Origin of the sequence: Pedobacter sp. KACC 23697, assembly GCF_045348445.1 — a bacterium.
GTDB lineage: Bacteria > Bacteroidota > Bacteroidia > Sphingobacteriales > Sphingobacteriaceae > Pedobacter.
This window is the reverse complement of sequence record NZ_CP157485.1, coordinates 3,047,474-3,071,786: the sequence shown is the minus strand read 5'-3', so window position 1 is coordinate 3,071,786 and position 24,313 is coordinate 3,047,474. Positions and strand designations below refer to the sequence as shown.

At 39.0% G+C, this 24,313-nt stretch carries 15 protein-coding genes; 14 read left to right on the top strand and 1 reads right to left on the bottom strand.

Annotated features, from left to right (window positions below):
• The first annotated feature begins 19 nt into the window (after window positions 1-19).
• From ABEG20_RS12205 to ABEG20_RS12180, 6 genes are all read left to right on the top strand, one after another.
• Window positions 20-2,005, top strand: a complete 1,986-nt coding sequence (locus tag ABEG20_RS12205) for a RagB/SusD family nutrient uptake outer membrane protein (protein ID WP_406823617.1) — start codon at window positions 20-22, stop codon at window positions 2,003-2,005.
• Window positions 2,006-2,030: 25 nt separating this feature from the next.
• Complete coding sequence (locus ABEG20_RS12200; RefSeq protein ID WP_406823616.1) at window positions 2,031-3,230, top strand: DUF5000 domain-containing lipoprotein; 1,200 nt, start codon at window positions 2,031-2,033, stop codon at window positions 3,228-3,230.
• A 30-nt stretch (window positions 3,231-3,260) separates the two neighbouring features.
• The gene (locus ABEG20_RS12195; RefSeq protein WP_406823615.1) at window positions 3,261-4,460 is read left to right on the top strand and encodes a DUF4998 domain-containing protein; all 1,200 of its coding nucleotides are present in this window, start codon (window positions 3,261-3,263) and stop codon (window positions 4,458-4,460) included.
• Between the two features lie 115 nt (window positions 4,461-4,575).
• On the top strand, window positions 4,576-5,814 hold the full coding sequence (locus ABEG20_RS12190; RefSeq protein ID WP_406823614.1) for a hypothetical protein: 1,239 nt from the start codon (window positions 4,576-4,578) through the stop codon (window positions 5,812-5,814).
• Window positions 5,815-7,203: 1,389 nt separating this feature from the next.
• Window positions 7,204-8,265, top strand: coding sequence for a cyclic nucleotide-binding domain-containing protein (locus ABEG20_RS12185; protein WP_406823613.1), 1,062 nt, complete (start codon window positions 7,204-7,206; stop codon window positions 8,263-8,265).
• A 477-nt stretch (window positions 8,266-8,742) separates the two neighbouring features.
• Window positions 8,743-9,381, top strand: a complete 639-nt coding sequence (locus ABEG20_RS12180) for a hypothetical protein (protein ID WP_406823612.1) — start codon at window positions 8,743-8,745, stop codon at window positions 9,379-9,381.
• Window positions 9,382-9,451: 70 nt separating this feature from the next.
• Here ABEG20_RS12180 and ABEG20_RS12175 read toward each other — a convergent pair whose 3' ends face one another.
• Complete coding sequence (locus ABEG20_RS12175; RefSeq protein WP_406823611.1) at window positions 9,452-10,012, bottom strand: hypothetical protein; 561 nt, start codon at window positions 10,010-10,012, stop codon at window positions 9,452-9,454.
• 479 nt (window positions 10,013-10,491) lie between these two features.
• On the opposite strand from ABEG20_RS12175, the gene ABEG20_RS12170 reads away from it, so the two are divergent.
• The 8 genes from ABEG20_RS12170 (at window position 10,492) to ABEG20_RS12135 (ending at window position 24,268) form a co-directional block, all read left to right on the top strand.
• Complete coding sequence (locus tag ABEG20_RS12170; RefSeq protein WP_406823610.1) at window positions 10,492-11,607, top strand: efflux RND transporter periplasmic adaptor subunit; 1,116 nt, start codon at window positions 10,492-10,494, stop codon at window positions 11,605-11,607.
• 19 nt (window positions 11,608-11,626) lie between these two features.
• Window positions 11,627-14,758 (top strand): efflux RND transporter permease subunit, encoded by a 3,132-nt coding sequence (locus tag ABEG20_RS12165; RefSeq protein ID WP_406823609.1) that lies wholly within the window; start codon window positions 11,627-11,629, stop codon window positions 14,756-14,758.
• 5 nt (window positions 14,759-14,763) lie between these two features.
• The gene (locus tag ABEG20_RS12160) at window positions 14,764-16,167 is read left to right on the top strand and encodes a TolC family protein (RefSeq protein ID WP_406823608.1); all 1,404 of its coding nucleotides are present in this window, start codon (window positions 14,764-14,766) and stop codon (window positions 16,165-16,167) included.
• Window positions 16,168-16,213: 46 nt separating this feature from the next.
• Complete coding sequence (locus tag ABEG20_RS12155; protein ID WP_406823607.1) at window positions 16,214-17,311, top strand: sensor histidine kinase; 1,098 nt, start codon at window positions 16,214-16,216, stop codon at window positions 17,309-17,311.
• Window positions 17,308-18,069 carry a LytR/AlgR family response regulator transcription factor gene (locus ABEG20_RS12150; RefSeq protein ID WP_406823606.1) on the top strand — a complete coding sequence of 254 codons (762 nt, stop codon included), beginning with the start codon at window positions 17,308-17,310 and terminating at the stop codon, window positions 18,067-18,069. Before ABEG20_RS12155 ends, ABEG20_RS12150 begins: the two co-directional genes overlap by 4 nt.
• A 579-nt stretch (window positions 18,070-18,648) precedes the next feature.
• Window positions 18,649-19,158 carry a hypothetical protein gene (locus tag ABEG20_RS12145; RefSeq protein WP_406823605.1) on the top strand — a complete coding sequence of 170 codons (510 nt, stop codon included), beginning with the start codon at window positions 18,649-18,651 and terminating at the stop codon, window positions 19,156-19,158.
• A gap of 95 nt (window positions 19,159-19,253) precedes the next feature.
• Entirely contained in the window at window positions 19,254-22,409 is a 3,156-nt protein-coding gene (locus ABEG20_RS12140) for a hypothetical protein (RefSeq protein WP_406823604.1), read from the top strand.
• Window positions 22,409-24,268: a clostripain-related cysteine peptidase gene (locus ABEG20_RS12135; RefSeq protein WP_406823603.1), complete on the top strand. Its 1,860-nt coding sequence runs from the start codon at window positions 22,409-22,411 to the stop codon at window positions 24,266-24,268. The genes ABEG20_RS12140 and ABEG20_RS12135 overlap by 1 nt, the downstream gene beginning before the upstream one ends.
• The last annotated feature ends 45 nt before the right edge of the window (window positions 24,269-24,313 follow it).

Here is a 24,313-nt window from a genome sequence, read left to right as displayed (position 1 = left end):
GATCGTTAAAGAAAATAAAATGAAAAATACCGAAATATTATTTCAAAATAAAAAGAAGCCTGGTTTAATGGGGTTTGCCTCCATTCTAATGCTGAGTTTAGTTTTATTGGGCTCATGTAAAAAGTATCTGGACATTGTTCCCGATAACGTGGCCACAATAGATAATGCATTTACCTTAAGGAGTGAGGCAGAAAAGTATTTATTTACCTGTTATTCCTTTTTGCCTAAAGATGGCGACCCTTTAAGCAATATGGGTTTTATGGCAGGAGATGAAATCTGGTCAAATATAGAAGAACGGGAGTTTATTTCTTATGGCTGGCGTATAGCCAGAGGTAGCCAGAACGCCGATAATCCGTTAATGGATGCGTGGAACGGACGTTATCAGGGCGGTGGAGCTAATGATAACTTTGGTTTATATAAAGCGATCAGAACCTGTAATATTTTTCTGGACAATGTACAGGATCCGACCAAAGTTCCGGATCTCAAATTGGATGAAAGACAGCGCTGGATTGCAGAAGTAAAATTTTTAAAAGCATATTATAACTTTTTACTGCTGCGTATGTATGGCCCGATTCCAATAGTAGACAAAAACCTGGATCTTGATGCCTCTGTTGATGAAGTGAGGATTAAAAGGCAGCCTTTTGATGATTGTGTGAATTACGTGAATAACCTGTTGGATGAATCTATTGCCAACTTACCCATGATTATTACGGATAGAACCAACGAACTGGGGCGTATTACCAAACCGATCGCACTTGCCATTAAGGCTAGATTGTTATTAACAGCTGCAAGCCCATTATTCAATGGAAACACAGATTATGCGGGATTCAGGGATAAAGATGGAGTTGCACTTTTTAATACTACATATGATGCCAATAAATGGATAAAAGCCAGGGATGCGGCGAAAGCTGCTGTTGATGCAGCCGAAGGCGCAGGATTTAAATTATATCAATTTCCAGGATCTCAGTTTAAACTGTCTGACTCTACATTGAGACAGCTTACGATAAGGGGTGCATTAACGGAGAGAGTTGCTCAAAATTCTGAGCATGTTTGGGCTAATCCAAATAGTCTGTCACTATTTATGCAACAGGTAGCAATGCCGCGTTTAATGAAAGGTTCAGATCCAATTCCTGTAGGATTGGCCAGACAACAATTGGCTCCTCCTATTAAAATTGCTGAAATGTTCTATACCCGGAACGGTGTGCCTATTGGTGAAGATAAAACGCTCGATTTCACCAATCGTTATAGCATTAGGAAAGCGGTAAAAGCAGAGCGTTTTTATATTAAAGAAGGCTATAATACGGCAAGATTAAACTTTGACAGAGAGCCACGTTTCTATGCTGATTTAGCATTTGACGGCGCTACCTGGTACAAATATGATAGCCCTTCAAGTTCTGATGAAAATACTTATACTGTAGAAGCCAAATCTACGCAATTGGCCGGCGCAAACAACTTTGGCTGGTATAATGAAACCGGCTATTTTGTTAAGAAAGTGGTAGATTGGAATATGTCGCAAAGCAATAGTGGAGCATCCTACAGAACTTATGCATGGCCTGAAGTCCGTTTGGCAGATTTATATCTGATGTATGCGGAAGCGCTTAATGAGACTTTATCAAGCCCTTCTTCTGATGTTTATAATTACATTAACAAAATCAGAACCAGGGCCGGTCTGCAAAGTGTAGAAACATCATGGACGAACTATTCAACCAATCCATCAAAATATACCACGAAAGATGGTATGCGCGAGATCATTCAACAAGAACGTTTAATTGAAATGGCCTTTGAAGGTAGCCGCTACTGGGATATCAGAAGATGGAAACGTGCAGCAGAAATGTTTAATCAGCCGATTACGGCGTGGAGTGTAAACCAGCCGGATGAGCAGTCTTATTACCGTGTAAGAACAGTATTAAATCAGAATTTTATAGCGCCTCGTGATTATTTATGGCCAATCAGAACGTATGATTTGACCGTTAATCCTAAACTGGTACAAAACCCAGGATGGTAAAATTATTATTAATCAATAAAAAAATATGAAAAAGATTAATCAACTATTTTATTTGGTGCTATCAATGATGATAGTGTCATTTATAGGATGTAAACAGGATGAACTCAAACCATTTGAAAAGAATGAAACGCCTCCAGGGCAGGTTTCCAATATAATGGTAGTGAATGGTCCGGCTAATGCAAAAATTAGTTATAACTTACCTGTAGATAAGGATTTGCTTTATGTTAAAGCGGTATACAAATTAGCAAATGGTACAGAGGCAGAAGTTAAATCATCCTATTATAATAACAGCCTGTTGGTAGAAGGCTTTGGCGATACCAATGAGCATGAAGTGATGTTGTATGCAGTAAACAGGAGTGAGGTAGCTTCAGCGCCAACAATCGTTAAAATCAAACCTTTGGAAAATCCAATCAGAGGAGTGTTCAGGAGCTTAAAGGTGATACCTGATTTTGCGGGCATTAACTTTACATCAAGCAATCCGGCCAAAGCCGATTTATCAATTGAAGTGATGATCTTTAAAAATGGTAAATACGAATCGCTGGGTAAAAACATCTATACGTCTGCGGCAGATATTAACCAGTCTATCCGTGGCTTGGATACACTGAGCAGTAAATTCGCCATTACTATTCGCGACAGGTGGTTAAATTATAGTGATACCTTATACACCACATTAAAGCCATTGTATGAAACTGCGCTTTCTAAATCACTATATAAAGCATTAAAACTTCCAACAGATGCTGTGCAGACTTACACGGCAACTGCTTTGGAGAATATGTGGGATAATAACTTTATTGATTGGCCAAGGTGCTCTCTTACTGATGTTACGCAAGTAACGCCACAATGGGTAACTTTTGATCTGGGAAAATCCGCTATCCTAAGCAGGATTGTAGTGTGGAATTATCCGGAATATCTAAATGCGGGAAGAATGTACTATTATGGTGGAAATTTAAAGGATTTTGAGATCTGGGCATCCGATAATCCTCCTGCAGATGGTAGTTTTAATAATTGGGTAATGATCGGATCATTTAAATCTGCAAAACCATCTGGTAGCGCTTATGGTGTACAAACATCAGAAGATTATGCCTTTGCCAATGCCGGTATCAGTTATACTTTTGGAGCCGCTGCTAAGAAATATCGTTATCTGCGCATCAAATCCATTAAAAACTGGCAGGGTACAACTTTTCAGTCCATTTCTGAAATTCAATGTTATGGAGATCCGCGATAGCGATTTAAGTTTCATTTAAAAATGATAAAGATGAATAATTATAAATCAAAAAAATATAGAAAGTTAACTGTGACCGCTTTGCTTATATTAGTAGCAGGGGTATACAGTGCCTGTACCAAACAGGATGACTTTAAGAAATTTGTAGCAGGTGGCGAAATTTCTTATACTGGTAAGCTTGATTCTGTTAAAATGTTTTCCGGTGATTCAAGAGTATTACTGAAAGGACTTTTTCTGGCAGACCCTAAAGTAGTAAGTTGTAAAATATTCTGGAATAACATGAAAGATTCGTTGGTAATCCCGGTTGTTAAGAAAAATGTTGTAGATACGCTTAATTACTCTATTCCAATCAAAACAGAAGGTTTACAAAATTTTACCATATACACTTATGATAAAGTAGGTAATAAATCTATTCCGGTTTATGCCAATGCCAGATCTTATGGAGATCGTTACAAGGCCTCATTATCAAATAGACCTATTTCTTCGGCAACTGCTGATGCCAGTACGGGCAAGGGGATTATATCATGGCTGGGTATGGATAAGCTTACCGGAGTATTTGCTACAGAAGTACAATATACCAGTACAAGTAATGTATCGAAGAAAATTAGAACGAAAATTGATTCTACCAGAACTGTTATTCCTGATTTGAAAGCAGGAACCGATATCCAGTACCGTACATTGTTTCTTCCGGATACATCGTGTGTTGATACCTTTTCGACGGCATTTCAGACACAACGTATACTGCTTGATTATAGCGGATATTTCAAGAATAAAGGAAATCCATTCGTATCAGACGGGGCAAGTGGCAGTGGCAGATGGCGTGTGTTAAAAGATTGGGTTGTTTCTGCCAGCGTTAAAAACCATGGTGGTTATGGAAGCTGGTGCTCCGATCAGGGAGGAACCTTGGCAATGGAAATGGGGTGGAGTAATACCGCTGCAATAATTGATGGTAAAATATATCAATCCTTTACGCTGCCTGCCGGTAAATATAATTTTGGAATTGATATTGGCGCTAATGAAGCCATTGATCCTGTTTATATTGTTGCTGCTGTAGGGAATACATTGCCTAACGTTAATGCTATATCCACCTCAATAGCTTACACCAACTTTGCAGATAAAAATCTTCAGTTTACGCTAACTCAGCCTACTACGGTTTCAATTGGTTTTCTGGCGACTATGACTACAGGTAATCAATATTGGGTAGTGAAAGGTGTATCGCTAAAATCACTTTAGTTATGATATAACCTCATTGAATAATCCTCGAATCTTAATTTAGCTTTGAGGATTATTCATTTTTGAACCACTTTACTTTGATTAAAAAATATTAAACCTTTAATTATCGCTACAAATGAAGACTCAATCAAAAAAATATCTTATTGCAGTATGTTTTATTTTTGCTCTATTCAGCGGATGTAAAAAAACTGAAAAAATAACAGAAACCACCACACCTAAAACGGAGTCAAATGGTTCTGTGGCTACAATTACCACCAGTGCTTTTACAAACATTACCACTACTTCTGCCATGAGTGGTGGAGTAATAACTGACAAAGGTGGGTCTGCAGTTACCGATCAGGGGATTTGCTGGAGTACATCTCCCAAACCAACAATGGATAACAATAAATCGGGCGTAGCCAGTGTGAGTGGCTCAGGTACATTTACAAGTGAAATTAAAGGGCTTACGGCTTCTACTAAATATTACGTAAGGGCTTTTGCGGTAAATAAAGCAGGGGTAGCTTATGGTAATGAAATGGAACTGACTACGGCCAGCATAGCCGGCGCAACATTTGGCTTTTCACCCATGTATATTGTTGGTTCAACGGTAGCCGCAGCCGATATTGAGGTGTTAACAGACGGTGGTGATGCCGTAACCGAGCGTGGCATTGTATATGCTGCCTCGCCAAATCCAACAATCAGCAGCAGTAAAGTAAAGCATAACAATGCCGGTCTTGGTAAATTTAGGGTGAGTTTAAAAGGCCTTACACCAAAAACTACTTACTACGCCCGGGCCTATGCCATTAATACAAAGGGAGTAAGTTATAGCAGTGAAGTTACCTTTAAAACCATTACTAAAGGTAATTTTACCTATACCTTTAACAAATCTCAGAATCCCGGAGCAGAAGAGCTCGCTGCATATGGCAGGTTACAAGTTGCTATTGATAGTGCAGTCTGGTATTTTAATAACTATACCTCTGTTACCAAACACGTGTATTTAAATTATGTTGATGGTGTACCAACAGCAGATGCCAATAATGGTGGTTGGATGCGGTTTGGAACCAATTCTTCTTATCAAAATTTAAGAACAATGCTTCATGAAGGTTCACACACTTTAGGTACCGGAACATCTTCCTGGTGGTGGAGTACATTGGTTAACGGTAAATTACAGGCCCCAAGCGTAACGGCAATATTAAGATTGATCACGAATGACAATGGCGCCCAACTCAATGGTGATAGTCAACATTACTGGCCTTATGGTCTTAACCAGAATTCAGAGGTTACTACGAGCTGGGATTTTGCCTATACCTGCTTAATAATAGAAGCCATGCGTAAGGACGGTTTAACAGAGTTCAGTGGACCTTATAACCCATAAGTATAGTTGCATTTTAATGTAATAGCAGATCTGCCAATTTTCAGGAATGGAAAAAGGCTGTATCATCAATAGTGAACCCCAAAAAGTTTTAGTCTGATTTTAGGGGTTCACTTTTTAAAGCAAGTTTCATCAACGTAGTTGCGTTTGACTGTACTTGTGTGAAGTTGAAATTTAGTATGGAGATGCCATAACAGTATTATGAGAAGTCCTTCCATAAGTGTGTAGGATTACAATTCTATATTAATGGCTTAATCCCAGGTTTTCTGGTCTTAGGGGCTTCACCTGTTGCAAAATTAACCCCCCAGAAACATCTAAGCATCATAAATCAGGATAAAAAAACCTTTCTTTCCTGTGTTTTTATGAACATCTAAATGATGTCGTTCATGATGAATATTTTGAATTGTATCTCTTCCCATTGGCCATACCATCTACAGGTAGATTTTGGAGTAATTGGTTTTTTCATAATTTTCTGCAAATATCGTGCAGCGCCAGCTAAATAGTTCCTTTCTGAATACGTAGGTTTATTGTTTTTAGGGAAATTGTTCTTCACGGATTGATCCCTTAAAATTTAATTTAAATCGGTATATATTCTCTCCGAGAAGTTTGCTGTTAATTAGCAAACCAAGCCACAATGATAGATTTTCGAACTTTTATCAATAGAATTTAAGTTCCTTATTAAAATCTGACCATTAAATAAATGGGATCCTGTTCTTGTAAACCGGGTAAAATTTCAAAATCTTGTTTTAAAGCGATATAATTTCATCATTCCTGATTACAAACATAGATGTGGTTTTTAATTAGCCATCAAATGGGGAAGAATAATCCTAAATGATGTGATCAGATTAATAAAAATGATTTAATTCCGTTAAACTTAGATGTACTTATATTTCGAGTTGATTTTTTTCAATCAAATTGTTGATAATAATCAATAGGTTTTTTTATTTTTTTAACAACCTTTGATAATGTCTACCCTAAGTTAATAACATTAATGCAATGCAAACCCTTTGAAATAAGTGTGATCAAAAGAAATGTGATCCCAAAGAAAAAAAAATGTAGCGCATCTGGATTTTTAATATCACAATCGATACACTTGATCATCAGGTGGTTATTGGAACATTATTTTATGCTTGGCCTTTTTACCTGGAATTGCTATCAAAATACACATGGTGTTTGGTGGCTATACTAATTAATTATTGATCAGGGGTAATGAAGATAGCCTTATAGGCTTATAGCTTTTACTAGAAATTCCATGTTCTACCCAGTTTCAAAACGATTAAATTTTTGGCTAGGTAACTCTCTTTTCCGTAAAAGCAGGATAAGGAATAAATTAACAAACTTCGATATCCAACAGGGGGCAAATAGTTTTCTGTAGGAAAAAATTACATTTGAATGGAAGGCTCTAAGATATTGATTATATTAAAGGACGCCAAGCTCAGGGCGAAGATTTCCGATATATTGGTCACGGGTAAATACTTGGTTGAGTTTACCGATAATGGGAAAAAGGCAATAGAATTAATCAGGAACCTACCGATAGACCTGATCATTTGTGGCATGGATTTAAATGGGATCGATGGGTTTGGGGTACTGCGGATGGTAAATAAGTTTATCGATACGGTTAGCATATCCGTTGTGATGATTGTAAAGGGTGACGATCAATACGCGATAAGGAGATTGATGGAAATAGGGGCAGATGGATATCTTGTTGATGATTTTGACGATGCAGAGCTATTGAACCAGGTGGAGGCCCGGTTAAGGAAAAGGCGCCTTCAGTATGAATTTTTTCTGCAGCAGCAGTTTCAGCAGAAAAGCCCTACTGGGATAGATAATGGCCTTTTTTGGTTGGATGCCAGGCGCGAAACATTAGTGCCCAGGATTTTTAAAAAGAAACAGGTAATCTTTTATAAGGGAGAACCTTGCATAGGGATTTATTATGTGCTGTCAGGTAAAATAAAAACTTTTATCGCAGATTCTTCCGGTCGAGTATTAATTACAGAACTGTATTACGCTGGTGAATACTTTGGATTTCAGGATTTTATCGCTGGATCACGTGCATCAAATACAGCAATGGTTATTGATGATGCACAGGTGGTAGTTATTCCTTTAGGGATAATTAATAAATTGGTTCAGGAGCATCCTGAAGTGACGAACTTTTTTGCAAAAAAATTAGCAGGCGTAACACATGAAAAGGATGATCAAATACTGGAGCTCGCTCATGCCCCCGTACGGGCAAGGGTATCCAGGTCGATTCTTAAATTGGCAAAAAAGGAAAGTAATACACCCGATAATACACGCCTCACTCTTCCCAGAAACGACCTTGCTAATGCTATTGGAATTGCTTCAGAAACCCTTAGCAGGATTCTAGGTGATTTTGCCAGGGAAGGCCTTATTGAAAAGGATGGGAACGATATCATTCTAAAAAAAGTTGAGCGCTTAAAAAATGTATATAATTGACCCCCTTACAAAAAATAATAGAAACTTTTGTGTTCTTCATACAATCACCTACCCGTTTAATATTACTTGCTAAGTGCTTATACAGGATATTTTCTGGGTTTCTTTAAAAGTCATACATAAAAAACAGCCCCATTTGGTTTTGTTCAGGTGATCATCATGTGCCTAAAAAGATTTAATTAAATATAGAAAATGCTTTTAGGATCTTGGGCTGCTTATAAAGTAGCCAGAATTAATCCATACTGATGATGATCAAGATGCAGCCTGTCTGTAGTCAATGGAAATAATGTGGATTAAGCCCAATTTCGAATTGCGTTCAGATCAGCATGATTTTCAAGACTAAAATAGATGATGATTCATCTGCATTTAATCTTGGTAAATAAAGCTCAAAATATCCGGTAAAGCTGTTAAGCACCTTCATTTGGGTAAATGGTCTGTTTCATTGTACACCATGTAAAATATGTATAAAATATGTTAAGAATGTTTTTTATCTATTTAATTTTCTGTGTCCTGTTTTTATTTACATTAAATGCTTTTGGCGAGTTATATTATTATCATAATTTTAAAATTGATATACTGAAACTGGAGGAATTGACCTATTTTCTGGTTTCTGAAAGAGTTTTCACTTTTATGCAGCAAGTTATTCTTGTATTTTTGGTTCCGTTTTTCCTGTGCCTGATATTTATTTTGTGCTCCTGGATGAAAGATAAATTTTCGAAACAGTTGTTCCTTTGGTTATTTCTCTTGATCGGGTTTACACCATACCTGTTGTTCTATCCCTATATAGTCGAATACAGATTTGCAGGATTGATCTTAGCCCTTGTCTGCTTAATTCTGGCCGTGGTATTCTGGTTAGTGGTGTTTCATATCAGGTCATTTGAACTTCATTACATAGGTATTCATCTGTTACTGATCATATTTGCATTGACAGCTTTTTTCGATATTACCAAGATTGACCGGCAGGTGAATATGCGGTATTATTCTGAACTGGGAGAGACTTTGCCAAGCGGCGGTATCGAAAATGTTCGATACAATAAATTCATTTATGTGGGAAGTACAGATTTTTTCAATCTATATTACAATCTGTCTGAAAACCGGGGAGAAGTGGTGCGTAAATAAAACTATAGTATGGCGATCTGTAGAAAGATCTGCCATATCTGAGCAGTAAATATCATATCCTTTCCAGCAATTATCCACATAAAGCATAAGAAAGAAGTAAGTCTTTTGGCAGGCGTTCGTACAGCCCTGGATAAAATTTCCGGAAACGGGTAATTCTACAGGCTACATCAGGCATACGGAAGATTATATTTCTTTCGCTAGCATCGCTCATGGCACATGGAAGAAAGTAGGAGTAGAATAATTCAGCTAATTCCGGATGCGATTGATAGCAGTCTTGGAGGTCTTTGCGATCTATTAAAAAAACCATGGTCTCCTCTATGGCCTCCAGATTAAGATTTTCCTGCCTGGGGCTGTTCTGATCCTGACAAACGTAAATACTACCTTCCTGTCCCAGCCAGATATTGGTTTTCCCCCATTCATTATCATGCAAAAAACCGTTAACCAACCCATTGCACACCACAATAATCTGACCAGCTGTACCTGCAATATTTTTCGGAAAGAGGGTTTCTCCTTTGCGCAAGTTAAATGCAGTAGTATGTCTAAAGAGACACCTTAGCGCCGCACGGCCTTGTTTTCGGTTAATTAATGGCAGGAATATTTTTAAAAAAAACTTGATTTCTATTTTTTTCATTTCCAATTTTTCTTGTGCTTTCAACAGTATGCTGATCTTATTTACGCCTTTTAACAGGATAAGCAAATTGATAGCCCTGGATGGTTATGATGTTGCTTATCTATCGCATGCCCACTATTAATAAGTTAATAGTACTAAATTCACAATTAAAAAATGCTATTCTCTTGATTTTGCTCAATACGATGCTTGATTCATTTCAATTGCGTAGCAAGATTAATCCTGTTGTTAAGCGCTATCCAACGCAGTTTACATTTCTTGAATAAGCACGTTGACCGAATATTAAGCATATGCGTGGCGCATCATCCATTTTGCCATTAAAAAGTTCTTTAAACACATTCAGTTCAGGAACCATATATTACGTTTGGGTTGCTATTTTCCACGCTTGAGGATCCTTTCAGGCAATATTTATATTAATGCGTCTTTATTTTGTATCCAAACAGGTAATTGAGCCTGTCTCTATTTTAAAGATTATCATGAAAATGAGCATAACAAAAAAATCCTTAAGCTGGCTCTACTGTTCTTTATTGTGGCTTGGGTGCAGCCACGAACCTCAAAATGCTTCTACAGAACAGCTACAGGCTTTAGAAACAGACTTTATTACTTTAAATCCCGGTAGCACAACCGTTAAACAAATATACCCGGGGAATATGGAAGGTCTCGTAAATGTTGATATCAAAGCCCAGGTGAGTGGTTACCTGGAAAAAATCTTCGTTAAAGAAGGTGATTATGTACAGAAAGGACAATTGCTTTTTAAAATCAAATCAGAAGTTTTTCAGGAACAGGTTAGCAACAGTTCTGCCGCTTTGCAGTCTGCAGTTGCAGCGCAGGTTAATGCCGGAATCGAAGTAGAAAAAATGAAATCACTTGTTAATGGAAATGTTGTATCGCCGGTACAGCTGAAGACAGCTGAAGCTAACCTGCAAGCTGCCAGCGCACAGGTAGCGCAGGCGAAAGCCACTTTCGGAGCATCTAAAATAAACGCTGGTTTTGCACTGATTAAAGCACCCGTAAGCGGCTACATTGGCAGGATTCCAAACCGCATAGGAAATCTGATCTCAGCAACTGATGCGACGCCATTAACCACGCTTTCTGATATTAGTACCGTATATGTTTATTTCTCGCTCAGTGAAGCGGAATTTATGCGCTTAAATTCGCGAAGCACGGATAAAGCTACCCAAATGAATATCGGCCTGGTTACTGCCGACGGGCAGCATTATCCTGAAAATGGTAAGCTGCAGATTGCCAGTGGAAACATTGACCGGGTAACCGGAACCGTTAGTATGAAAGCCGTGTTCAATAATCCAAAAAGAATGTTGCGTTCTGGCGGCTCAGCCAATGTGGTAGTAGAAGAATCTATATCGGATATACTTTTAGTGCCTAAAGCAGCTGTAAAAGACATACAGGATAAGTTTTTTGTTTATCGCCTGGCTGACAGCAATAAGGTGCGATTGATTCCAATCGAAATAAAAGCGGAGAGTGGCGATGACTATATCATCAGATCAGGCCTGAAAAATGGTGATCAGATTGCCATTAACCGGATTGATGTGCTTTACGATGGCATTCAGGTAAAACCAAAGGTCAAAACAAAATCTTAAACTTTTTCATCAAAATTTTATGTTACAAAAAATAATAGATAGGCCGGTATTCGCGACCGTTATTTCCATTGTCATCGTGATTTTAGGGGTAATCGGTCTAAGCCGTCTTTCGCTAACCCGGTTTCCGGATATTTCGCCGCCTACGGTGATGGTTTCGGGTTCCTATCCAGGAGGAAACAGTGAGTCTGTTATCCGTTCGGTGGTTACGCCCTTAGAAGAACAGATTAATGGTGTTGAGGATATGCAGTATATTAAATCTACGGCATCAAACGATGGAACATTTTCCATATCCATCATTTTTAAACAGGGCGTAAATGCAGATCAGGCGGCTGTAAACGTGCAGAACAGGGTACAACAGGCCACACCGATTCTGCCACAGGAAGTAATCCGCACGGGGCTTACCACTTCAAAGCAGCAGAACAGTATGATTATGATTTTTAATCTTTATACTGATGACAATAACAAATATGACGAGCTTTTTCTGCAAAACTATGCGAATATTAATTTAATTCCGCAGATCAAACGTGTTCCGGGCGTAGGCCAGGCCCAGGTATTCGGTACTAAAGATTATGCGATGCGGGTTTGGCTAAATCCACGTAAAATGGCTTCTTTAGGGCTCGTACCTGCAGATGTCTCCAGTGCGATTGCAGACCAAAGTATTGAGGCTGCCCCGGGAAAACTAGGTGAGGATTCTGATGCAGCACTTGAATACGTAATTCGTTACAAAGGAAAGAAAAACCTGGTTCAGGATTATGAACGCATGGTGGTTAAGCGAAATGGAGGAAGTGTAATTCGCCTTAAAGATGTGGCACGTGTGGAATTTGGTTCAACCAGTTATTCGGGTGCCAATAAATCGGATAACCGTAACGCCGTTACGATTGCCATTAACCAGACAACGGGATCGAATGCAAATGAAATTGAAAGGGGAGTAGATGTTGAAATTAAAAAACTGGAAAAGACTTTCCCGCCGGGGATTCATTTTTCCAAGATTTTGAGTACAAAAGAAAAGCTCGATCTCTCTATCAGTCAGGTAAAGACTACTTTGATAGAAGCATTTATTCTGGTATTTATCGTTGTTTTCCTGTTTCTTCAGGACATCAGATCAACCATTATCCCTGCTATTGCAGTGCCGGTAGCCATTGTTGGAACCTTTTTCTTTTTATTGCTTTTAGGCTTTACTATAAATGTCCTGACGCTTTTTGCGTTGGTGCTGGCCATTGGAATTGTAGTAGATGATGCAATCGTGGTGGTTGAGGCGGTTCACAGTAAGATGGAAAATTCAGATCTAAGCGGTCGTGCAGCCACAAAGGCTGCAATGAATGAAATTACTGCGGCAGTGATATCGATAACCCTGGTGATGGCGGCGGTTTTCATCCCAATTGGATTTATGTCTGGATCGGCCGGGCTTTTTTACAAACAGTTTGCCTATACATTGGCCATCGCCATTTTAATATCAGCTGTTAACGCCCTTACGCTCACGCCTGCATTATGTGCCATTCTCCTAAAAAATAATCATCAGGGTGGTTTAGCACACACCAAACCCACTGGAGTAAAAGATCGCTTTTTTAAAGCTTTTAATGCTGGTTTTAACCACCTGACTTATAGATATATTGCTGGGCTGCGGTTTTTAATTTCTAAAAAATGGATTTCAGCAGGGCTTATTGCATTAACTATAGGGGCAGCTGCCTGGTTGATGGTAACCACTCCGAAAAGCTTTGTGCCAGAGGAAGATGATGGAATGTTTATGTTTTCGCTCTCCATGCCGCCAGGAACCGGCCTTAATAGCACCACCCGGGTAACCAAAGAAATTGGCGACAAACTGGCAAAAATCGAGGCAGTGGGCGAAAATACCTCCATTACTGGTTTTAATTTATTGAGTAATGCAGCAGGTCCTTCTTATGCGATGGGTTTTGTTACGGTAAAACCGATTAAGGAACGGGGTAAGGTAAAAGATATCAATCAGATCATGGGCCAGGTTAACCAGGCCATTGCCACCGTTAAAGGTGGTACTGTAATGGCTTTCCGGATGCCCCCTGTAGAGGGATATGGGGTAACCGGTGGTGCCGAATTTGCATTGCAGGATCGTATGGGGCGTAGTTCACAACAACTTAAACAAAAGGCCGATCAGATTATCGGAGAACTTTCGAAGCAACCTGGCATAGCCATGGCTTATACTACCTTTAGGGCCGATTATCCTCAGCTTGAATTAGACGTGAATGAGGATAAGGCAAAACAAATGGGAGTTGGTGTGAGCAATCTGCTGAGCGTTATCCAAAATTATTTTTCAGGAGACCAGTCGCTGAACTTCTCCAGGTTCGGTAAATTTTATCGGGTAAATATTAAGGCCGACGGAATATTCAGAATGGACGCTCATGCCTTTCAGGAGATTTTTATAAAAAGTGAAGATGGACAGATGGTTCCGGCATCTACACTGGTAAGCCTGCACAAAGTATATGGGCCAGAATCGGTAGGGCGCTATAACCTATACAATTCGTTGAATATAAATGTTACCGGGGCACCTGGAATAAGTAATGGGGTAGTGATGCAAAGGGTTGAAGAAACGCTTTCCAAATTGCCTGCTGAGTATAGCTATGAATGGACGGGTCTAAGTTTGGAAGAAAAGGCGAGCGGCAATCAAACCGTTATCATTTTGGGACTTTGCCTGCTTTTCGTATTTTTTATTCTGGCTGCAAAATATGAAAGTTATCTTTTGCCGCTTTCGGTATTGCTATCCATTCCTACAGGCGTTATAGGTGCTTTCTTAGGCATCAAGGCAGTTGGATTGGACAATAACATTTACGTACAGATCGGCTTGATCATGCTTGTGGGGCTGCTGGCAAAAAATGCTATTCTGATCGTAGAATTTGCTATTCAGAAACGCCAATCGGGTTTAACCATTGTAGAAGCAGCCATTGAAGGCGCGCGTTCGAGGCTGAGACCAATCATCATGACATCGCTTGCCTTTATTGTCGGAATGATTCCACTCATGATGGCTACTGGTGGGACCGCAGTAGGTAACCGTTCCATCAGTATAAGCGCTGCTATGGGTATGCTTTCCGGCGTAGTACTGGGCGTAATTGTTATTCCGCTGTTATTTATAACATTTCAATATCTACAGGAAAAAATTGCTGTTCAAAAAATTAAAGATTAGATAAAATGATTCGGGTACAGAATTTAATATTATTGGCATTTGGCACCATGTTTTTTTCATCTTGTTTGCTGAGAAAGCCTCAGGTTAAGCCATCGGTACAAATGCCCCAAAGTTATAGGGAATCATTTCTTACCGGTGATTCCCTAAGCCTTCCATGGAAATTTTTTTTCAGTGATGAAAAATTACAGCACCTGATCTCACTGTCCTTAAAAAGAAATAATGATCTGGAGGTTGCTAAACTTACCGTAAAACAACTAGAAGCTGGATTAAAGGAAGCCAAACAAGCGCTCCTGCCAACCCTTGATCTGAATGTAACTGGGGCAAGAAACTGGATGTCTAAAAACTCATTAAACGGTTCGTTGAGCGAGCAGTTTACCAAAACGAGTTATTTAGATGATTACAATGCGCAGTTCAGGGTATCATGGGAAGTGGATGTATGGGGTAAAACGGCCATGCAGCAGGATGGTGCCTATGCAGATTTAATGGGAAATAAGGAATTGGCAAGGGCTATGCAAACCAGGATTATTGCCCAGGTAGCCCAGGCATATTATAATCTGCTCGCTCTTGATGAACAATTAAAAATTGCAGACCGTAACCTGGCTTTAAGCGACAGTACATTAAAAATAACTACTTTGCAGTACAACGCCGGACAGGTAAATTCATTGGCTGTTCAGCAGGCAAAAGCACAGCGGAAAACTGCTGAATTACTGGTTCCACTTGTAAAACAAAACATCGCCATACAGGAAAATGCACTGAGCATTTTATGCGGTGAATTTCCATCTCCTATTGACAGAAAACCAGATTTTAGTGTTGCTGCACTTAACGGCTTCGGGAGTGCTCTGCCTGTAAGGCTTCTCAGCAGAAGGCCCGATGTGAAAGCCGCAGAATGGGCCGTAATGCATGCACAGTCCAAATTAGGTCTGGCTAAAGTGGCCATGTATCCTTCATTCAGCTTTACTCCATCAATCGGCGCCAATTCATTTAAACTAAACTCCTGGTTCAATCTCCCGGGATCGCTGGCAAAAAACCTGGCCGTTAACCTCACTCAGCCTATATTTCAAAAGAGATCACTTAAAACAGCTTATGAGCGTGCCGCTTTGGAGCAGGAAAAGGCTGTACTTCAGTTTAAACAAAATGTACTAACCGCAGTAGGTGAGGTGAGCGATGCATTGGAAAAACAGAAGCGCGTTGCAGAACGGTTGATATTGATTGATGAAAAGCTGGTGGCTTTGCAAAAAGCGGCTAAAGATGCTTCGTTACTTTATCAGAACGGAATGGCAACCTATCTGGAAATCATCACGGCACAGAATAATCTGCTGCAGACTGAACTTGAGGGAACCAATATACGCCTGGAAAAACTCCAGTCTGCCATTGATTTATACCGAAGTATGGGTGGAGGATTGCAATAATACGAATAGCTTTGCCACTGAGGTTGGCAAAGCTTATTTTTACACTATGGGAAAAACAAAATACACAAGAGAGAAAATGCCGGCACGCCATGTCATCATGGTAAGTCTGGTTGCACTGGTTATTCTGACCCTGCTCTCGTACCTTGTAGATCCATACGACCCCTACTGGAAAGATTATTATTTTAGCCCTGGCTGGATTGCACTTCGCGATACCCTATACTCTTATATATATGTTTTGCTGCTCACCGTGATCAGTTTCTGGGTAGACCGTAAACTGGATGACTGGTTAACCTGGGAAAAAAATTCGGGAATAAGGCTGTTTGTTCAGACACTTTTACAGACCATTATTGCTATTATCTCTGTTTACCTCATGGACCTGGCTTATGTTGCCTTTTTTTTGGAGAAAGAGCCCAGTTATTCGAGAGAGGAACTCCGGCTTTTTTCGCAATTTCTAACTTCAGCAGTTATTCTTTCCTTATTGATTATGGCGGGTAATATCGGTTATTATTTCCTGACCAGCTGGAAAAAAACAGCAACATTGGCGCTTGAACTTGAAGTAAATACAGCCCTGCACAAACAGGCCGCCACTGAGGCCGAACTTTATGCTTTGAGGCTGCAGATCGATCCGCATTTTGTGTTCAACAACCTGAGTGTTTTGGCAGAGCAGATTTTACAGGATCAGCAAAAAGGCTTTGCATATGCAGAAAACTTCGCCAAGGTATACCGTTATTTACTGGTCAATTCAAAAAAAGATAAGATTTCCGTTGCGGAAGAACTCAGATTTTTAGAATCATATTTATTTTTGACCAGGGTACGGATCGGTTCGGGTATCTCATTTAATATTGACCTTACGCAGATCAGTAAAGATGCGATGATACCGCCCATGGCATTACAACTTTTGGTAGAAAACGCCATCAAGCATAACCGAACGGTAAAATCAGATCCTTTGCTGATCGAAATTAAATCACCAAATGGAAACGAAATTTTAGTGTCCAATGAGTTGAAACCATTGTTAAGCCATTTAGATGGTACCGGTATTGGTCTGGGTAATATCAAGGATCGTTATCGCCTGCTCCATGCCCCGGAAATTGTCATGACCAAAACCGACAAGCATTTTACCGTAATCTTACCTTTGCTAAAATGATCAATATACTAATTATAGAAGATGAGCATCCTAATGCCGAACGTCTTAAAAGGCTGGTGTTGGCCATAAAGCCACAAGCTGTGATTCTGGATGTATTGGATACAGTTGCAGGTAGTGTTGATTGGCTTAAATCAAACCCCGTTCCTGATTTGATATTGATGGATATCCGGCTGGCCGATGGCATCAGTTTTGAAATTTTTAATCAGGTAGAAGTAAAGAGCCCTATTATTTTTACTACGGCTTATGATGAGTATGCGGTAAGGGCATTTAAGTTTAACAGTGTTGATTACCTGCTTAAACCTGTAGAAGAAGAAGAACTCCGTGCAGCGCTTGAAAAAATCAGTCGGAGAAATGAAGATGCATCTGCAATCCTAACCGATCGATTAAAGGGTGTAATTGATGCGCTTGAAAACAAAAAGATCAGAACACGCTTTTTAATCCCCCATAAAGATGGTTATAAAATACTTACCGCTAACGATGTCAGCTTTTTTCATTCTGAGCACAGGATTACTTATGCACATTTGCCTAATGGAAAAAATGAAGTTGTACCCCAGAATATGGAAGAATTGGAAGAACAATTGGATCCAATACTATTCTTTAGGCTCAACAGGCAGTATATTGTTAATATAAATGCTATAGATAAGGTTTACAATCATTTCAACTCAAAACTCAAAATTACTTTTCTTGACTACCCCTTGCAGGAAGCATTTGTAAGCCGGGAACGGGCACCGGTGTTTAAAGCCTGGCTTGATCAATAATAAACTATTTATTGGGCAATAGGCTTACCTGCTCAACTTCATCATCTGCTCCTCCCGCTGTTATGTTAATATTATTTTTTGTTCAACATGAGTATTTGAAATTATAAAAATTATTATATTCGTGCAGCAGTTCCTTTTTTTTGATCTGCCGAAAAACAAGCAAACCATCAGTTTACGCAACGCTCTCAGATCATCACTCTTTCTCGTTGCAACTGTATTGCCAAAAGGCCAATCTTTTTGTTAGCCATCAAATGGCTAATGTTTTTTTGTGCCAAAAATGGATTTAACGACCATAAATATAGTTGATATGCAAAAAACAATTACCCCACTGTCGGCTTTGAGAAGATTAGCCAAAGACAAACCTAATGGTGAACCAACCTTTACAGGTTCATATCTCTGCTTTTAACTATTGCCAATTAGTTTTCAATGTATTAAAAGAGGATGGATGGCTTAAGCAAGCTACATCAATCTGCTAAATAATCTGATAAGAATCTAAAGTGGAGACCAGAGACCACAAGAGCAAACGGGGCATCATCCGAAAAGCCATAGGAGTAGGAAAAATAAGGAATTTTTAAAAAAATGAGTGAAATGAATCTTCAATTGGGCGTACAGTTCCAATTACTTAAAACCAAATTAGTAGCAGTTTACGAAAAAGATAACACCGTATCTTCTTTTCTTTTAGTGCCGACAAATCCAGATGAGGTAGGTAGTGCCACCTTGGGCGAAATGATAGAGGATTTAACTGAAGCTTTTGGTAATGAGGTTGATACGGATGATATAAAAAAAAATCTTCAGGCATTAAATTCTGGCAAAAAGCCAAATACAGCGTTTGATGTGGAGAAGCTTATATTTAGCTTGAAAACCGCTTATATTTATGTAAAAGGAGATGTTAAGGAATATGCTTTTGCCATTGAAGTAGATTGTGGAAATGCCATTCCTGATTTAGGGTTTGTAAAAATTGAGAAATTAGCCTTCAAAATATGGAATACCAAAAGAAATAAGATATTACAACAGCTGAATTTAGATACCATTGAAAATTTAGTTGAGAAACTTGATGCACCTGAAAAAAAATTAACCGAAGCAGTATAACCCGTGATAGTTGAATGATTAAGCGATAAATATTCAGCCAAGTTGAACTACTTTCTGTTAAGCATAGCCGCAAGCGCATAATTTTTTGATTTCAAATGAGTAACCATACCAACTTCGCTTTTTCGGCTACCGGGAAGATTTTTGAGTTAGATGCATCAGTAACTATTATTATAAATAACAATAAAAAATCGATTTTTGGAGCGCTTGACACCAGCCGGGCTAAAATCAAAGATTTATTAAATAATAATGAATTAGGCGTTAATGAACTTTCTGGCCAATTTACGCTGTTTAATAATTTGCCCGGAACTTTTAAAGCACAGGTGCTTAAATCTGCAGATATCTTATCTGTGGTTATTCAGTACAATAAAAATGTGGCTAGCAGTAAAGCCTTACTTTATGTCAATGCGGTTGTGCTGGCGGATGCTAAACAGCTGGCTTTAAGTATAGATACCGGTTTTTTTCGGGATGGAAATGTATTAGAGCGTTTCATTTACGACACCATGACTTTTTTTGCCATAAAAAAAGTAGCAGTAATCGTTAGAAATAAAGCCTCCCTTGCCATTAACCAATATTTAAAACGAAACGCATCGGATCATTTTCCCGAAATGGTTTTATCAGATCGCTTTGGCAACCATCAATTGGTTGCCAACTCCTTATTTGATTTGAAAAATAGTGAAAGTGTATTTGGAAAGGGGCTTTATCAATTAACTGGTCTGGATCATATCGACCTCATCATAGCAGCAGCGCTGAACACTTCAAAATTTGAGGCGATGCTGATGAGTAGAAATATCAAAAAGGATGGTTATGAAATTGAAGATTTATACTTTGGAATTAAAAAGGATAATGGTTTCTACTTAGAAGCGGGAGGGAAGCTCAATTTTCCTTTAAAAAACGATGTCTTAACCTTTGTTCTTGCCGGAAACCTGTCTGTTTCTTCATTTACCTTATCTGCTTCTTCAAATTATAAAATACCATTGAACAACAAGATCAGTCTGAGCGATTTGGGCTTGATGATTGGTTTAGGGGCCACAGGGCTTACTTTCGGGATGACAGGTCGGGTAACAACCAATAATATTTCCATTTTTGCAGGGTTTATTGTGAGCCAGGCTAATATCGGATTAATTACCGCGGCAATTACCTCTACCAGGGGGAGGACTTCCCTAAAGGATATTATTGTAGATATTGCGGAAGTTGATTTTCCTGGAATAGCGTTCCTTGATGTAATAGCTTTAGCTGATTTTGAAATCAATAACGCTAAAATGCCCCAGTGGGCGTATCCATCGCATCCCGATACGACCAGTAAAGCGGAGATCTTAAAGAACTTTAATTCAAGCCTGCCCGCTGAACTTGCCATACCTGGCGCAGAAAACCTTCAGGTTTCTGCTTTGGGAACAAGCGGTCAATCCATATTTACCGATACTTCAACCATGCGTCATTACCGCGTTGATTCGTCGGGAACCATTTCTTTAAACTGTCAGCTCTTTATATGCACACAGCCTACCAGAATTGGAAACTATCAGATGAATGTTGGTTTTTTTCTGTGCGGTACCATCGAAATCTTTAATGTAAAGGCCAGAGGGCTTTTTCTGATCGAGCCTGGTAATGCTATTTTAGCATTGATTGAAATTTCAAAAATTGAGATTAAGGGAATATTTGAACTGACGAGGTCCCGAAAAACAATGCCAATGGAACCTGTAAAAGGTGGCCTGGCCGGTGCCTTGATCAAAGCAGATGCCCAAGGCCCGGTACTGTATTTAAACATCAACAAGTCATCAAAAAAACTCGAATTTTATTTAAGTGCCTATGTTAATATCTTAAATATCTTTCAGTTAGATGCCTTGATTCTTCTTAAAGACAGGATGGTATACATTGATCTTGAACTGCAATATGTTGGATTTAAAATTTTATTTCATTTAGAGGGAAGCTATGCAGATTTTTCGAGCAGTGGGTTCAGTGCACGTTTGGTATTCGATACCAGTGGATTTATCAAACTTTTGGAAGAAGCCCAGGATGCAGTGCGTGATGCAGCCCGAAGCGTGCAAAACTCTATTGAAAATGCAAACCGGAAACTGACTGAAGCACAGCAGCAGATTTTAAATCTGAGTAACACGATCAGTGAATATAACAATTACATCAGAGATTATGTGGATAGAAGGGAAGATGCTTCCTGGTGGCGCGTAGATGATAAAATTTACTATTCGGCTCAGATTTTATATTATGAAACCTTAAAGGTGGGGGTTAATGTAGCTATTGGCGTAGCTTATGGTGCTTTGGAAATAGCAAAGGCAGCACTAACCCTTGGAGGTAAGGTCGCCTCAGGAGCCTTAGAAGCAGTGGCTAATATCTTAAGTGCCATCACCAGGTTACTTTGGATCAAATCTTTTGTATTGAGTATGGAATTTACTGCTAATGCCAGGAAAATAGAAGCCGAACTTGAGTTAACCGTTTTTGGAAATGATATCAAGTTAAAAGGTTCGTTGGATGTTGGTAAAGCGATGAGCGATATTAGTGCTTTGGTCACCGGTTTTGTGAAGGATCAACTATCTGCCAAAACGAAGGAAGTAACCTCAAATATCAATAACGGTATTTTTAGAACTTTAAGTTCAGAAGCGGATTATCATTTATTAACGCCAAACTTGCAGAGCATTGCCCAAAATAAAAAAGACTATTACGATCTGCTGGCATTTCATGACATGATAGAAGATTTCCTGATCGAATCGAATAAGAAATATGTGAATGAGTATGAAAAACAACCTGAGGATTGGCAACAGAACATTTGTGAAATAGAGGAAGTGAAACTCAAAAATGAAGTGATCCAGCGGCAATGTGTGGAAGCCTTTGACGATGAGTTTGTAAATTCATTGGATGAGGTGATTACATTGGTACGGGATAACCAGGTTAGAGCCAATATTTCCGGTGAAGTGGATCAACAAATGACTGATCTATTAGGCCTTGTTAGGGATATAAATAATCAGAAAACAGTTGCAAGAAGTTTAAGGAGCGAAAGGCGTTCTTTATTTTCAAGAGTGGAGAACGTTGTTGAAGACAATAACGAAGTTAAAAGGTCATATAAGGCCAGCAGCGATTTCAATATCGATCAGGCCAATGAGAATTATGCAGATGGATTATCAGAATTGTTAAAGAAAACATTCCCGGATGATACGAATGAATATGGTGAGGAATTTAAAGATGCCGTGGCAGCAGCCATTTATCAATTTAGAAATCCTCCACAAGTTAATCCAAGAAGATAATGGACTTCATTAGGAAAATCCGCCATTTACTATGCATACTGGCTGCACTAATATTTTACGCGGGTACAATCCATGCTCAAAAGCCGGAGCCTAAACGCAGCTTTGTACTGCTGATCTATATGAATGGATCAGACCTGGAAAGCAAACATCAGTTGGCGAGTGAAGACATTAATGAAATTATCCATTCGTATAAAAACGTTGATGATCATTTTGCAACGGTGATTTTGCAGGGCGGGACTAAAAAATGGCATCTTTCAGAGCCGATTTCCAGTGATAGCCTCACCTACAGCAAGGTGACTAAAGACGGTTTTGAAAAAGTTAAAGTTACTGCCAACAAAAGCATAGGAGACCCATCTACCCTGGTTGATTTTATCACTTTTAGCAAAAATAATTTTCCGGCAGAAAGATATGGATTGATTTTTTGGAATCATGGAAGAGGCAGTGTGCATGGTTTTGGATATGATGAGCTATTTCCTGAAGATATTTCCCTCTCTCTGCGTGAAATGGGAGAGGCTTTTGCTGATCTGAAACGTAACCAGAATGACTTGAACCTTGATTTTATAGGTTTTGATGCCTGTTTAATGGCCACCATTGAAACTGCCACTGTACTGGCGCCCTATGCCGAATACATGGTGGCGTCACAAGAGCTCGAACCTGGCAACGGTTGGAATTATCAATATATCATCAATTCCTTATCTGCCAATCCAAACCTAAATACAACTCAGCTTCTGGAGGGAATTGCCAAATCATATATTGATACTTATTCAGCTCAACCTTATATCCAGGCAACATTGTCTGTAATCGCGCTTAATAAAATAGCTGCGCTAAATACAAGCGTAGGGAAATTAATCAGTAACATTTCTGCAAATCTAAATTCAACCTATCCCGCGAAGGAGGCTTTCAAACAGAAGTCAAATTACAGGGCCAGGTCCAAATCATTCGGATTGCCTTCTTTTTCGTTCGCGGCTGAAGATATGATTGATATTTTTAGCTTTTTCAAATTAGCAGCTAAAAGTACCGATACATTGTTTAGCGATTTCGAGAAAAAGATGCGGGATGCAGTTTTATTCAATATTTATTCAAAAAATTTGGATAAAGATGCCATTTCGGGGCTTTCGGTATATTTTCCTTATTACAATAGAAAAACCGCCAGTCAATTAAATGATTATTTGAAAACGCCTTTTAACATAGCGTTTGAAAAATTTATCGAAACTTATGTAGCTGAATTAATCGGGGGCGGTGCGGATAGCGTTTTTGTTCGTGATTCGGGAAGGAAGCTAAACGCTGCCATGCTGGTTAACACCAATAAGATTTACTTAAATATCAGAAGATTAACTGAAGACAGTACACTGGTATCATATGGATTGGATGCCTATGATACCAATGTGGATCACCGCGGAAATATTACCTTGCATGGGGGTAATAAAAAATGGGATGCCAGGTGGATCAGTATTAACGATATCAATGTTTGTGTATTCATGGGCCTTTCCAATCAATCGGGTGTATCTTACAATGTACCGGTGCTTTGGAATGGAAAACAAGCTGAACTTATGATCAAGTATTTTAATGTTGACGGGGAAAATCTGGCTAAAGTGATTGGGTTGCGGGAGATTTTTGCTGATGGGATTACGGATAAGATTAAGGACCTGCAGGCGCACGATGAAATTGTTTTTCTGGGTCAAAATTCGCTGGATGAATCAATGAGTATTGAATTGGGTAAATTGACTATCACTGACCCTTCAGCTTTAGACATCAAGCTTTTAACCATGCCAAAGGGGAATTATCAGGTAGGATTTTGTTTGGTAGATTTCTACGGAAATAAGCACTATACCAAATTTGAAGATTATACCATCAATTAGATGCCTATTTAACAAGGCTAAATAAATTAATAATTAACGATCAAT

What these genes read in the sequence shown, in the direction of transcription:
- ABEG20_RS12205 (WP_406823617.1), top strand. Translation starts at nt 20, where the DNA reads ATGAAAAATACCGAAATATTATTTCAAAATAAAAAGAAGCCTGGTTTA.
- ABEG20_RS12200 (WP_406823616.1), top strand. Translation starts at nt 2,031, where the DNA reads ATGAAAAAGATTAATCAACTATTTTATTTGGTGCTATCAATGATGATA.
- ABEG20_RS12195 (WP_406823615.1), top strand. Translation starts at nt 3,261, where the DNA reads ATGAATAATTATAAATCAAAAAAATATAGAAAGTTAACTGTGACCGCT.
- ABEG20_RS12190 (WP_406823614.1), top strand. Translation starts at nt 4,576, where the DNA reads ATGAAGACTCAATCAAAAAAATATCTTATTGCAGTATGTTTTATTTTT.
- ABEG20_RS12185 (WP_406823613.1), top strand. Translation starts at nt 7,204, where the DNA reads ATGGAAGGCTCTAAGATATTGATTATATTAAAGGACGCCAAGCTCAGG.
- ABEG20_RS12180 (WP_406823612.1), top strand. Translation starts at nt 8,743, where the DNA reads ATGTTTTTTATCTATTTAATTTTCTGTGTCCTGTTTTTATTTACATTA.
- ABEG20_RS12175 (WP_406823611.1), bottom strand. Translation starts at nt 10,012, where the DNA reads ATGAAAAAAATAGAAATCAAGTTTTTTTTAAAAATATTCCTGCCATTA.
- ABEG20_RS12170 (WP_406823610.1), top strand. Translation starts at nt 10,492, where the DNA reads ATGAGCATAACAAAAAAATCCTTAAGCTGGCTCTACTGTTCTTTATTG.
- ABEG20_RS12165 (WP_406823609.1), top strand. Translation starts at nt 11,627, where the DNA reads ATGTTACAAAAAATAATAGATAGGCCGGTATTCGCGACCGTTATTTCC.
- ABEG20_RS12160 (WP_406823608.1), top strand. Translation starts at nt 14,764, where the DNA reads ATGATTCGGGTACAGAATTTAATATTATTGGCATTTGGCACCATGTTT.
- ABEG20_RS12155 (WP_406823607.1), top strand. Translation starts at nt 16,214, where the DNA reads ATGGGAAAAACAAAATACACAAGAGAGAAAATGCCGGCACGCCATGTC.
- ABEG20_RS12150 (WP_406823606.1), top strand. Translation starts at nt 17,308, where the DNA reads ATGATCAATATACTAATTATAGAAGATGAGCATCCTAATGCCGAACGT.
- ABEG20_RS12145 (WP_406823605.1), top strand. Translation starts at nt 18,649, where the DNA reads ATGAGTGAAATGAATCTTCAATTGGGCGTACAGTTCCAATTACTTAAA.
- ABEG20_RS12140 (WP_406823604.1), top strand. Translation starts at nt 19,254, where the DNA reads ATGAGTAACCATACCAACTTCGCTTTTTCGGCTACCGGGAAGATTTTT.
- ABEG20_RS12135 (WP_406823603.1), top strand. Translation starts at nt 22,409, where the DNA reads ATGGACTTCATTAGGAAAATCCGCCATTTACTATGCATACTGGCTGCA.